At 71.2% G+C, this 13,297-nt stretch carries 5 protein-coding genes; all 5 read left to right on the forward strand.

Going from position 1 to position 13,297, the window contains the following annotated elements; all coding sequences use genetic code 11:
- Positions 1-14: 14 nt before the first annotated feature.
- Genes AABA78_RS36625 through AABA78_RS36645 form a run of 5 tightly spaced genes read left to right on the forward strand, consistent with a single transcriptional unit; the run spans position 15 to position 13,252 of the window.
- Positions 15-2,372, forward strand: a complete 2,358-nt coding sequence (locus AABA78_RS36625; RefSeq protein WP_338270125.1) for an AAA family ATPase — start codon at positions 15-17, stop codon at positions 2,370-2,372.
- A gap of 31 nt (positions 2,373-2,403) precedes the next feature.
- On the forward strand, positions 2,404-10,413 hold the full coding sequence (locus AABA78_RS36630; RefSeq protein ID WP_338270126.1) for a hypothetical protein: 8,010 nt from the start codon (positions 2,404-2,406) through the stop codon (positions 10,411-10,413).
- A 12-nt stretch (positions 10,414-10,425) separates the two neighbouring features.
- Positions 10,426-10,950, forward strand: coding sequence for a hypothetical protein (locus tag AABA78_RS36635; protein ID WP_338270127.1), 525 nt, complete (start codon positions 10,426-10,428; stop codon positions 10,948-10,950).
- An 11-nt stretch (positions 10,951-10,961) separates the two neighbouring features.
- The gene (locus tag AABA78_RS36640) at positions 10,962-11,732 is read left to right on the forward strand and encodes a hypothetical protein (protein WP_338270128.1); all 771 of its coding nucleotides are present in this window, start codon (positions 10,962-10,964) and stop codon (positions 11,730-11,732) included.
- Complete coding sequence (locus tag AABA78_RS36645; protein WP_338270129.1) at positions 11,732-13,252, forward strand: formylglycine-generating enzyme family protein; 1,521 nt, start codon at positions 11,732-11,734, stop codon at positions 13,250-13,252. The genes AABA78_RS36640 and AABA78_RS36645 overlap by 1 nt, the downstream gene beginning before the upstream one ends.
- Positions 13,253-13,297 lie beyond the last annotated feature (45 nt).

Here is a 13,297-nt window from a genome sequence, read left to right on the forward strand (position 1 = left end):
GGCCGGAGGCGCCCATGGATCCGTTGTGGGGGGAGACGCTGAGGCGTCTGGATGCGCTGCTCGTCCAGGTGTGTGACCTGGAGGAGGCCCGCGCGTCGAAGCTTCGGGGTGAACAGGAGAGTGGCTGGGATGCCGTGCGCACCACCGTGCGCCCCTCCGCGGCGGAGCTGGCCTTCAGCACCGCGCTCGCGGAAGAGCCGCTCCTGGGCGCCTCGCCTCCCCTGCCCTTCGCCCGGCTGCGGGCCTCGCTGCGCGTCGACACCGTGGAGGAGGAGGCGCTGCTGCTGCTGCTCGCGGCGTGGCTGGAGCCGCGCTACCCGCGCCTGTTCGCCGTGCTCCAGGATGAGACGGCGCAGGGCTGGAACGTGGAGCGCCTGCTGCTCACCGTGCTGGGCCGCACGCCGGCTCGCGCGCAGCGCTTGATGGCGTCGCTGACCGACAGCGGGCTGCTCGTGGGAGGCGGCCTGTTGCAGACGGGCGCGGGCGCCTTTCCGCCCATGCTCCGGCCCGTGGACCTGGCTCCGGAGGTCCGCGAGGCCCTGCTGGAACTGCCCCGTCCCTCCGTGCTGGGCGACCTCCCGTTGGAGTGGCATGGCGCGGACTCCCCGCCGTCCGGTGAGCACGCGGCGCCGGGGACGTTCGGCGTCGTGCATGGCGAGGGTGAACGCCTGGGCGTGGCGCTGGGGCTCGCCGCGGAGGCGGGCGTGCCGCTGGTCGTCGCCCGGTGGGCGGGCACGCTGGAGCCCGCGCCCATGGCCCGGGCCCTCTGGCGTCTGGCCTCCGTGCGTGGTGCCCTGATGGCCCTGGACATGTCCGGGTGTGAGCGGGGGCTGGCGCTGTCCGTCACGGAGACGCTGTCCGGCCTGTGCCAGCGGTTCGGCGGGCGGGCCCTGGTGCTCGCGGACTCCGCGCAGCCTGTCGCCGTGCCGCACCACGAGGCGCCCGCGCCAGGCTTCATCCAGCGGCGGGCCCTGTGGATGGAGGAGGCCCGGGCCCGTGGACTGTCATTGACGGAGGCGGACGCGGGACGGCTGGCGTCTGGCTTCCGGGGCGGGCTCCAGGAGATCCGCCGCGTGTTCGACTCCGCTCCAGGAGGTGATGCGGACGCCCTTCGCGCCGCCGCGTCGCGGCTGGTGCAGGTGCCGCTGCGCCATGGCTACCGGCTGGAGACGTCGCGGACGTTCGCGGACCTCGTGGTGCGCGACACGACCCGCGCGGCGCTGGAGCGCCTGCTGTTCTACGTGGCCCAGCGCGACCGCGTCGCCGAGGAGCGGGGCCTGTCGCGCCGCTTCCGGCTGAACACCGGCCCGGTGGCCCTGTTCTCCGGACGCTCCGGCACCGGGAAGACGCTGGCCGCGGAGGTCATCGCGCATGCGGTGGGCCGGCCGCTGTACGTCGTCGACCTGTCGCGGCTCGTCAGCAAGTACGTGGGCGAGACGGAGAAGAACATCGACGAGGTGCTGTCCCACGGCGAGCGCGCGGGCGCCGTGCTGTTCTTCGACGAGGCGGACTCGCTGTTCTCCGCTCGCACGGAGGTGAGCAACGCCAATGATCGCTTCGCCAACCTGGAGGTCGGCTTCCTCCTCCAGCGCATCGAGCGCCATGACGGGCTGATCATCCTGGCCACCAACCTCCAGACCGCCATCGACGAAGCGTTCCTGCGCCGGTTCCACGCGCGCATCGAGTTCCCCTTCCCCGAGGTCGAGGAGCGCCGCCGCATCTGGGAGCTGATGCTCCCGGAGGGCGTGCCTCGCACGGGACAGCTCGACCTGGCCGGGCTCGCGCAGCGGCACCGGCTGGCAGGCGGCGACATCCGCAACGCCGCCCTCAAGGCCATCTTCCTCGCCGAACAGGCCGGCGCGCCGCTGGCCCAGGAGCACCTGGAGCGCGCCGTGGCCCTGGAGCTGTACGAGCTGGGCCGGCTCTCCCGGCGTCCGGAGGCGGAGGCTCCCTCGGACGCGGGGACCCGGCTGCGCCGCGTGGCGGAGGTGTTCCAGGAGGCGCTGGACACGCAGCTGAGACAACACTTCCTCAAGGAGGTCCACATCCTCCACGGCTCTCCCACCCGGGAGGCGCTCGCGGGGAAGCGGCCCGCCGTGTCGCTCGCGCTCTACCGGCTGGCCGTCACGCAGAACGGCGCGCTGCGGCTGGGTTTCATCGTCTCCGCGTGGTCCAACCGCGCGGAGGAGGAACACGAGCTGCTCGGCGTGCTGCATGGGCTGCTCGCGCGCGGCCTTCCGCACGAGCTGGATGGCCGCAAGCTCACGCCTCGCGTCCAGGAGAGCTACGACTTCGACCTGCTCCACCGCTTCTGGAGCAGTCATGGACATCCCATCCGGGCCTCCCTGGTGCTGGACGTGGAGATGACCTAGCGTCCCCTTCACTGATGGTGCGGGGGGGTCCGTGCGCATCCGTGAACAGGGCTCGAAGGCGTCCGCCAAGGCCTCGATCCGGAAGGGTTCCGGGCGCACACCCTCGTCCACTTCGGCCCTGCCCCGTGCACCGGGCGTCGTTCCCCGGGGCCCGGCCTCCTCCAATCCCGCGCGCGAGCTGGCGGCCCGGCTCGCGTCGCTGAAGGGCGCGTCCCCGGCCCTGCATGGGCCCGTGCTTCGCGAGGCCGCGCGCGACCAGGAGCGCCGCTGGAGCGACCCGGCGTGGCGGACGCTGGGCGGTCCTCGCTCGCACCTCTTCGAGCCGTGCGCCGGACACCCGCCGGAGGTCGCGCTGCTGTCCACGCCCGGCGCCGTCGAGGCGGAGCTGGGCATCCACGGGCTCGCGCCGCGGCCGAACACCGGGCTCGCGCAGCCAGCGGGTGCGTCCCAGCCCGCGACCCTCGCGCAGCAGGAGGAGGACGCCCGGCGGCGTGCGGCGGCGCGCACGTCCGTGTTGCCTCCGGGCTCCGCGGATCAGCTCGGAGACCTGGCCGCGCGGCTGGCCGAGGCCCGCGCCTCCGATCTCACGCCCTCCGCGAGCCCCACCCCGCTGGAGCTCGGCACGCTCACGGGAGGCCCGGTAACACTCGATGGAAGCGTCGAGGCAGGAGGGTTGGGGGGCAGCACGTCGCCCATCGGCGCGCCCCCGCCGGAGACCACCATCGATGCGCCCAGCGCGGGCGGTGAAGCAGCCACGCCGGATCCAACGCCCGAGCCCGCCGCCATCCCCGCGGGAACGGCCCCCGGCGGCATGGACGAGGCCGCGCGCATCGACACGGTGGTCTCCGCGCTGTCCGCGAGGGGCGACGTCCGCATCGTCATCCGCCCGGCCTCGCGTGGCGCGGGGCCCGGAGCCGTCGCGAGGCCTCCTCCCATCCAGACGGATGCCACGGTCGACACGGGCATTCCCGAGGAGCGTCCCACGCTCGCGGTCCCCGTGGCTCCGGCCGCGATGGACGCGCAGAAGCAGCTGGCCGAGGCCCACGCGCAGGGCGTCCAGGGCATCCAGCAGGGACTGGAAGCCGCGCCGGATCCGACGGGTGCCATCACGGTGGAGCCCCCTGCCCCGCTGCCGGCCCCACCTCCCGCGCCCACGGCGGAAGCGCCTGTCGCGGCAGCGCCCATCCCCGCCGCTCCGGCGACGAGCGAGGGCGCGGACCCCGTCACGGCATGGAAGGGCCGCATCGCCGGCACCACGGCGAAGGTGCCGGAGCCCCAGCTTCCTCCCGCGCCCCGCTACACGTTCAAGATCATCCAGGCCGCCGTGGACCCCAACGCGGTCCGCGCCGCGCGCCTCAAGCAACTGGAGGACGAGGGCAAGAAGGCCATCACCCCGGCGAAGCAGCCGAAGGACCTGCCCGCCATCCCGGACGACCCCACCGGCAAGGCCTCCTCGCTGGTGGACGCGAAGTGCGAGCGAAAGCTGGAGGTCCGCAACGCGAAGCTCCCCGACCTGCAGAAGACTCCGCTGGGCCACGTGCCGGAGATCGGCTCGCAGCTCATGCGCGACGACGGCGGGCACATGCTCATCAAGGGCCCGCTCGGCGACATCGTCTACAAGCCCGGCGGCCCGAAGCCCACCGACCCGGAGAAGCTCAAGGACTGGACGCTCCTCCAGAAGAAGATCACCGCCGCGGCCGACAAGCAGAAGAAGGCGAAGGCCCAGCCCAAGGAGCCCGCGAAGGGCCTCACCGTCCTGGAACAGGCCGCGCCCGCGCCCATCAACGTCCCCGACTTCGCGCGCGTGGACATCGGCGACGTGCTGGCGCGGCTGCTCGCCGCCCCGGACAAGTACGCGGACGCCTCCGTCCAGAAGGCCCGCGAGGCGTATGTCCCGGGCGGCCTGGACGCGACCTGGGGCATCGCGCTCGTCACCGCCGAGCGGCCCATCTTCGCCGCGGAGCTCCAGCGCGTCGCGGAGGCCGCGCAGATCAAGAAGGAGGACCTGGACGCGAAGGTGGAGGCCCGCCGCAAGCAGCTGGTGGACTCGCACACCGCCACCACCGAGACGCTCAGCAAGGCCCACGAGGACGCGAAGACGAGCCTGGCGGACAGCGGCAAGACCTTCGCCGACTCCCTGTCGCGCATGCGCGCCGCACTGGACGCGCAGTCGGAGGCCAAGGCCGCCGCCATCAAGGGCGGCGTCGACCTGACGGAGGCCCGCCGCAAGCGCGACGCCCTCATCGCCGCGGTCGACACCAAGGTGGGCAACTGGGTCGTCCGGTACGACCAGAACGGCAAGCGCTTCAAGGATGCCTTCGCCAAGGCCGCGACCGACCAGATGCGCGCCTACGAGCTGGCCGCCCTCCAGGACGAGTGGGAGCTCAAGAAGGACGCCGGCGATGATCCGGTGAAGCTCAAGGCCGCCACGGAGGCGTACCGCCCCACCAAGAAGTGGTTGGACGACCGCCGCAAGGAGATTGGCGCCGTCGTCGCCCAGGCGAAGCGCGACATCGACCAGAGCGTCGAGCGCTACCAGACGGAGCTGCGCGGCGCCGGCAAGGAGGCCAAGGAGGTCATCCGCGACTGGCACGCGAAGCAGATCGGCTACGAGCGCGGCTTCTGGGACCGGCTGCTCGGGTGGATCATCGACTGGCTGGCCGCCGCCCACGACGAGAGCCGCGCGTGGGAGACCGCGCGCGCGGCGGAGAACAAGACGTCGTTGGATCAGAACATGCTGTTCCTCGCTGAGGTGCGCCTGCGCCAGGGCGAGGCGCTGGACGAGGAGGCCATCAAGAGCAACAACGCCCTCAGCGAGGAGCAGAAGGCCATCCTGCTCTCCTACTACGGCAAGGGCGGCAAGGACCCCGTGCAGGCGCTGGCGGAGGGCCTGGCCGTGCGCATCATCGGCCAGCGCAAGAAGCCGCTCATGGAGGCGCTGGAGAAGGAGCTGCTCGCCTCCACCGACCTGGAGCGCCTGAAGACCGTCGTCGACCAGCAGGAGCCCCTCTTCAGCAACCGCGCCCGCAACATCAGCCTCAAGGTCTGGGAGGGCGTGGACCAGTGGGGCACGGACGAGAAGAAGATCTTCGACGCGCTCGCCAACCTCAACCCGCTGCAGGGCCACTACATCGAGGTCCTCTACAAGAGCGAGCACGACGAGGATCTGCGCGAGCGGCTCAAGAGCGAGCTGGACGACTTCTTCAGCACCACGACGCACGACTGGGACAAGGCCGAGGCCCTGCTCTCCGGCAACGCCGCCAAGGCCGCCGCCGTGGAGCTGGACGACGCCATGGAGGGCACCTTCTTCGGGACCGGCTGGGGCACGGACGAGGACGCCATCCTCAACCTGCTGCGCGGCAAGACGCAGGATCAGATCGAGGCCATCAAGAAGGCCTACCAGGCGAAGTACGGCCGGGACCTCGTCACCAAGATGGACGACGAGCTGCGCAGCGGCGCGCTCAAGACCCACGACGTGGACGAGATGCACGCCCTGGTGGAGGGCCGCACCGAGGACGCGCGCGCCATCGAGATGGACCGCGCCATGCGCGGCAGCTGGTTCTTCGGCCTGGGCACCGACCGCAAGGCCATCGAGGGCGTCTACGACCGCATCCGCAAGGAGACGGAGGCCGACGCGCAGCAGTACGGCTGGGACTCCAAGACGTTCCGCGCGGAGCTGCTCAAGCGCAACCAGGCCATCGACGCGTCGTATGAGAAGCAATACGGCAAGGACTGGACCGAGCGCACCGCCGGGGAGAGCGCGCTCAGCGCCGCGTTCCACGACGAGATGCAGGGCGACGAGCTCAAGCTCATCGAGGGCCTGCGCGACGACAAGGGGCTCCAGGTGGATGCGGCGCGCATCCACATCGAGCACACCAGCATCTTCTACGCGGACGACAAGATCATCCGCGACGCGATGTCCGCGGAGGGCAAGCGGCAGATCGCCGACGCGCGCCGCGACGGCTACCTGGACATCCAGGAGCGGATGGACATCGAGCGGGGGCTGGACGAGGCGAAGGTCAAGCCCGCCAGCGAGGGCCCGCTCACGGAGGAGGACCGCCGGAAGGGCCTCATCAGCGAGGTGGAGTTCCTGGACAAGTGGAGCCCGGAGAAGGTCCAGGCCCGCATCGCGAAGGAACGCAAGGAGGTGGACGTCCAGGCGAAGGCGAAGGCCCAGGCCAACGCCCCGGCGAACATGAAGGCGCTGGCCGCCGAGTACGACGCCGCCTACGTGGAAGGCACGCACCTGCAGGCCACGTTCGAGCAGGCCGTCCTGATGGACACGTCCGGCGCGGACCGGGACGCCGTGGCCGCGCTCCTGCAGAAGGGCTACCTCACCGACGCGGAGATCGTTCAGTACGCCGTGCAGGGCGTGGGCACGGACGAGGACGCGCTCAAGGAGGTCTTCGCCGGCAAGACGAAGGCGGAGATCCAGGCCATGGCCGAGGAGTGGGCGAAGGACCACCCCGCCGACCCCGGCGACACGCGCACGCCCTTCGAGCGCTTCCGCGCGCGCATCGACGAGGAGCTGAGCGGACGCGAGGCCTTCGACATCCTGGACATGGTGGACTACGGCGAGCCCGTCACGCCCCGCGAGAAGGCGGACCGGGCCTGGCGCCGGGTGCACTTCGAGGCGCGCTCCACCAACGGCATGGCGTCCTCGGAGTACCAGCTGGTGCTGGACCAGGCGTCCGCGCTGGACGCCGAGGTGTCCGCCCTGGAGCGGCACGAGCGGATGCGCCCCAAGCCCGGGGACAAGAACTACACCGCCGACGGGCTGCGCAAGTGGCAGGAGGACTGGGAGAAGAAGTCCGAGCGCGTGCAGCGCCAGGGCGAGTACGCCGACGAGTCGGTGCAGATGCACCGCGAGCAGGTGGACTTCATCACCGACCGGCTGGTGACGGTCCTCACCGCGGTGGTGATGGCGGTGGTGGTCATCATCGGCGTCATCGTCAGCATCTTCGCCCCTCCCGTGGGCGCGGGCTTCTGGGCCGCGTTCGGCGCGTTCATGGCCAGCACACCGGTGCTGGTGGGCACGGCGGTGGCGACGGCCGCCGTGACGATGCTGACCAAGGCCGCCCTGAAGGGCAGCGCCTACGGCTGGGAGGAGGCCGCCACCGACGCGGGCGTGGGCGCCGTGGACGCGCTCACCGCCGCGGCCACCGCGGGCATGGGCACGAAGCTGCTCAAGCTGGGGTTCCTGGCGCGCATGGCGGAGGAAGGCGGGATGCTGGCGCGGGTGACGGCGCACGGCCTGGCCCAGGGCGCCGAAGGCCTGGTGCAGTCCGTGCCCTCCGCGTTCCTGGGCAACGTCCTCAACGACCAGAACTACAAGGGTGGCAACGCCCTCTTCAACGTGCTCGCGGGCACCGCGTTGCAGGCGGCACCGGGCGCGGTGATGGCCGGCGGCCTGGGGGCGCTGGGCGGCATCTCCAAGCCCCACGTGCCGCCGCGCACCGGCGACCTGCTCTACTTCCGGGGCACGCCCAAGGAGCGGCTGACGCTCTTCAAGAAGTGGAAGGCGGAGAACCCCGCCGGGAACATGAAGGAGTTCCTGCGCGAGTTCGACGACAGCCTGCTCAAGCAGATGTCCGGCGACTTCGACAGGAAGCAGCTCCAGCGCGCGATGCGCAAGGAGCTGCTGGAGCACATCCCGCCCGCGCAGCGGAAGGCCTTCGCGAACACGCCCATCGAGCTGGTCTCCGAGGCGGACTTCGAGGCGCTCACCGGCAGCAAGACGGGTCAGGCCGTCACGATGTTCCGGCGGGGCAAGCCCACCATCGTCGTCAAGGCGGGCGCGGACCTGTCCGACCTGGGCGAGGAGGGCCTGCACCTGCTCCAGCGCCAGGACAAGGCGACGCGCGAGCTGGTCAAGTCGCTGGACGAAACAGCCCTGCGGCACTGGGACCAGCTGCCCATCGAGAAGCAGCTCGAGCTCTACCGCAAGAAGCTGCTTCTGGAGATCGACGCGCAGGAGTCGCTGCTGGCCTCTCTGGAGGGCAAGCGCGGCGTGTCCATGGACCCCGCGGAGGCGGCCCGCCGCATCGAGCAGGGCGAGAAGACGCTGGAGAACCTGCGCCAGCGGATGAAGGAGGTGGACGCCTTCACGCCCCTGGACCTGGCGGAGTTCGGCCAGGGCGTGCGCGCGAAGCCGCAGTACCTCAACGAACCGCCGCGCCTGTTCGCCAAGAAGCCCCCGACGGCGAAGACAGCGGCGCGCAAGCGCGCGGGCGGCAAGAAGCAACAGGCGCCGGTGCTCACCGTGACGGACACGGAGCCGGTCGTCTTGCAGACGGGCCGGGCCAATGACGCCTGGCCCAACACCGTGCAGCACGCCGCGCATCCGGAGGTGGGCCCGTTCTCGAAGACGCCGCCGCTGAAGGACGACCCGTTCATCGAGGGCGCGGAGCGCCAGGTCTTCGACCAGGCGCAGCGCGAGCGCACGACGCTGAAGCTGGATTCGAAGGACACGGTGGCGCAGATCGGCCCGGCGTGGGAGGAGATCAAGCCCGGCACCACGGAGAGCCGCTACTACAAGCTGGTGGAGGTGACGCGCGTCAACGGGGAGAAGGAATACCTCCAGCTCATCATGTCCAAGCGCTCCGGCAACCGCTGGGAGGTGCGCGGCAGCCTCACCACCGAGGCCGGCGGGGAGCTGGAGAACATCCAGTCCAAGAAGATGACGGAGGCGGTGCTCGGCAACCCGCTGGGCCCGACGGAGAAGTTCCGGCGGCTGGACTTCAAGCCCCTGGGCGAGGCGCAGGGCAGCGGCTTCGACGAGATCATCGTCGAGTTCGACCACGCCGCGGATCCGAAGACCGCGAAGCTCCACGTCGTGGAGGTCAAGGGCGGCGGCCATGCTCCGACGCTCGAGAAGTTCACCGCGGTGGGAGAGAACCTCCGCCAGAACCTGGACGAGCTGCGCGACAAGCTGACCGACCTGGCCTGGGCGAAGGCGCACGGCCTGGGGCCCGCGCACCTGGAGGCCCTGGGCAAGGCCATCGACGAATGGCAGCTCTCCATCGAGCTGCGCATCGGGCCGAAGACGCCCATGCCCGCGCCGGGCCGGGACCTGGTGGGCCGCGTCGAGCGCATCGCGGATGCGTGGCGCAAGCTGTCCCTGGTCCACGCGGTCATCCCGGAGGGAGCCGCGGCCCGCGCCGAAATCGAGGCCTTGATGAAGGACTTCAAGGCCGCGCTGCACAAGGGCCGCGTCAAGCCCACGATGAAGGCGCTGGAGAAGGTGGAGAAGGCCCTCAAGGGCACGAAGCGCAAGCCGGGCCTGCTGGCGCAGTACAACATCGACCCCAACGAGCTGAAGAGCCTCATCCACAGCCTGGACCCGAACGTGAAGCCGGGGGAGATCGCCCGCATCACCGAGCCGTTCGAGGCCGCGAAGCGCGTGCGCACGCTTGGCCCCACCGGCAACGTGCTGGGCTGGGGAGACTTCGACATCACCGTGTCACGCAGCTGGAGGAGCCGCCGGTTCAAGCCCTTCGAGCTGGCGCAGATGCGCGACCTCCAGGCGGGGCTGGAGGCCATCCCGGAGCTGGACCCCGCGACGTTCGGCACGCTGTCGCTGCGCGACCGGCAGCAGGCGCTCAAGAAGTCGGTGGGCGCGGCCATGGACGCGCTGGGCATCCCCCAATCCCGCCGTCCCCGGGTCCAGTTCCAGAACCTGCCGGCGGGGGACTACGGCTGGATGGAGTGGAACTTCCACATGACGCCCCAGGGGCGGCTCTCGCCCCTGAACCGGCGGGGCGTCATCGTCATCAACGAGAACCTGGGCGTGGGCGACGCGGTGGGCACCGCCGTCCACGAGTCGCGCCACTACTATCAGGCGTATCAGGCCTACCAGTACTCGCTGGGCCGGCAGTCGCATCCGTTCTCTCGCCGGTGGTGGCGCAACCTGCCCGGCTCCGGCGGCCACTACTACGGGCCGGGGAACCCCCGGTACTTCCGGCAGCCCATTGAAACGGACGCGGAGAGCTTCGGCCGCCGCGTCATCGATCTCTTGCCGCCCAACTGGCCTCCTCCATGATGAGGTTCCGACATGCGCGTCGCCCCTTCCACCACCGTCACCTGCTTCGTGTGCGGCTCCTCGTTCACGGTCCACAACAAGGTGGACCTGGACGGAGGACGGCGGACCGTCCTCCAGGAGCCGTCCGCCTGCCCCTTCTGTGACGCGCCCCTGCGGAGCATCCCGAAGCTGGACGTGGGCGTGGCCAAGAGCCTGCTGCTCACCGAGGCCGGCGCGCCGGAGGAGAAGAAGGCCTACGGGACGGTGGAGCGGTTCCTGGAGCGCTTCACCCGCACGGAGGCGGAGGTGGACACGCTGCTGACGCTCGCGCGCGAGCTCGACCTGGGGGCCTGGGAGGCGAGCAACCTGGCGCGGCTCCAGCGGAGCAAGGACGCGGGGTTGAAGGCGGAGACGAAGTTCGTCGCGAAGCTGCGGAAAGAGGCGGAGGACGGTGGCCTCTTCGAGCGATTGCAGCGCGCCGCGGCGCCCGTCAAAGATGCGCACCGCGCCCTGTGGAACCGCCACATGGCCGTCTTCCAGCAGCGGAAGCAACCGTAAGGCGGGATGACATGGCCGAGTCCTCGAACAGCGCTCCAGGCACGTGGGCAGGGCTCTTCTCCTCCGACTGGGGAGAGGACACCCACGCTCGGGAGCTCATGAAGCGCTTCACCGCGATGGCGCTGGCGAAGCCGAACACGCCGGTCACGCACCTGCGGACGCTGGCGGACGTGCTGGCGTCACTCATCGTGCTGACGGGTGCTGAGGAGGCTCGAGCGGCGGCGGAGCCGCTGGTGCCGATGTGCGAGCCCGCGCTCACACAGGCCGGACGGCTCTTCGAGTCCGTGGATCCCCCGCGCGTCGCCATCCAGGTGCTGTCCTTCGTGAACGCGGCGGAGGCCTGCGGGGCCACGCAGGGGCTGGTGGAGGCCTCGCCCGCGAAGGCGTGGCTGGAGGCCATCGCGAAGACGGTGAAGAAGCAGGACGAGCTGTTGCTGTACCGCTGCGGACTGGTGGCGCTGTGTCTGGGCGAACCGGACCTGGCGGCGAAGCTGGTGGGGGGCGGGAAGCTCCCGGCGACGCTCACGCCCGGCGAGCAGTTCGGCTTCAACGTCCAGGGCTTCGTGCGCTACCTGGCGACGGCGATGAAGGTCCGGGCTCCGTCGGAGGCGGTGCGGCCCGCGTGGGAGTCCTACGTGGAGGGCTTCCCGAAGAACAAGGCCGCGGAGCGGGCTTCGTGGAGCGACCTGGTGTGGGCCGCGCGCGCGTACTTTGTGGGCGTGGAGGGGCGGCCGGTGGCGCGGGTGGGCGAGTCGTTGCATGCGCGCGTGAGGCCGGCCTGATGCGCTCCCCTGCCCTCGTCGCGCGGCCGGAGGTTTCGTTCGAGGCGATGGACGGGGTGTTGTCGTCGCTGGGGTGGTTCCTCCAGTCGGAGAGCCAGACGCCTCCCATCCTCCCCGGTGAGCCGGAGCTCGCGGTGTACGTGCACCGGGGGACGGACACTTCGCTGCACTACACGTTCAACCCGGTGCTCCGGCTGCGGGTGCTGGAGTTCTCTGGCCGGGATGCGGTGGGGCAATGGGCGGCCGTGCGCAAGGCGGTGCCGGTGCTGGATGCTCCGGCGCTGGCGGCGCTGCTGACGTCGTCGGAGACGCGGGAGGTGCTGCTGGGGTTGCTGGCGACGGAGGCGCTGCGCGAGCGCTCGTCGCTGGACCGCGTGGCGGCGCTGCGGTTCCATCCGGAGTTCAGCGTGTCGCGGACCGCGGAGCGCGTGCTGGCATCGCTGGTTCCGGATGGGACGGAGGAAGCGTTCCAGCGGCTGAAGGCGGAGAAGGAGGCGCATCCGGACCGCTCGGTGCTGTTCGCGCACCTGCCCGGCGAGGAGCAGCGGCGGCAGGTGCTGCGCTGGCTCATCCACGATTACGCGGCGTCGAACCCGGACATCGACGCGGTGTTGAACTCCGCGCTGGTGGACGAGGACGCGGAGGTGCGGATGACGGCGGTGCTCGCGGCGGCGCGGCTCCAGGCCCGCGCGGTGCTGCCGGCGCTGCGCGAGGCGAACATTCCCACGTCGACGCGGGAAGGCGCGTCCCCGCTGGATCGGCATTTCTACGCGGGCCTGCGGGACGTGGTGGTCAGGTTGCTCGCCGGCCGGCCGCCGCCCCCGGAGGGCTCACCGAAGCGCGAACGGATGGAGCCACTGCTGCGCGCGCTGTTGGGTCCCGTGGACGTGCGGAACGACATCGAATTGCTCATGTATGCGCTGACGACGCCCGTGGATCCGGGACCGCGCCCCGCGTCGTTGCCGGAAGCGCTGGTGGAACGGGAGGGCACGTACCGGCTGCGCCGCTCCGGGCTGGAGGCGCGCTGGGTGCCGCCCGTGGAGCACTGGTTGGGGACGGAGGGGACGCTGCGGCGGGTGAAGTCACCGGGGTACTTCGTCGCACGGGTGCCCGTGAGCCGGGCCGCGGCGGCGTGGGCGATGGCGGCTTCGCAGGGACCCGTGGGGATGGCGGGGCGGGACGCGGCGGAACCCCTGCCGTGCCCGCACGTCGAGGCGGAGCAGGTGTGCGCGGCGTTGGCTCGCATCGAAGGCGTGGAGCTGCGGCTGCCCTCTGGCGACGAATGGGAGATGGCGGCTCGGGGGCCGGATGGGCGGCTGTTCCCGTGGGGCAATTCGCTGATGGAGGACGGGGCTTCGCGTGCCTCGCCGTGGGGCGTGGAGAAGCTCGTGGCTTCGCTGCCGCAGTGGACGCGGGAGGGCTTGCTTTGCGGCGGACGGGAGCAGCCGCTGTGTTCCTCCCGCCGCGAGGTGGATGCGACGGCTGTGGGGACCGTGCTGTGGGTGCTGGCCACTCCCTGACCTTCAGTGGGGGCCAAGCCATCCCGCGTGGAAGTACGGTCCGAG

The organism is Corallococcus caeni (assembly GCF_036245865.1).
In the GTDB taxonomy this organism is placed as follows: Bacteria; Myxococcota; Myxococcia; order Myxococcales; family Myxococcaceae; genus Corallococcus; species Corallococcus caeni.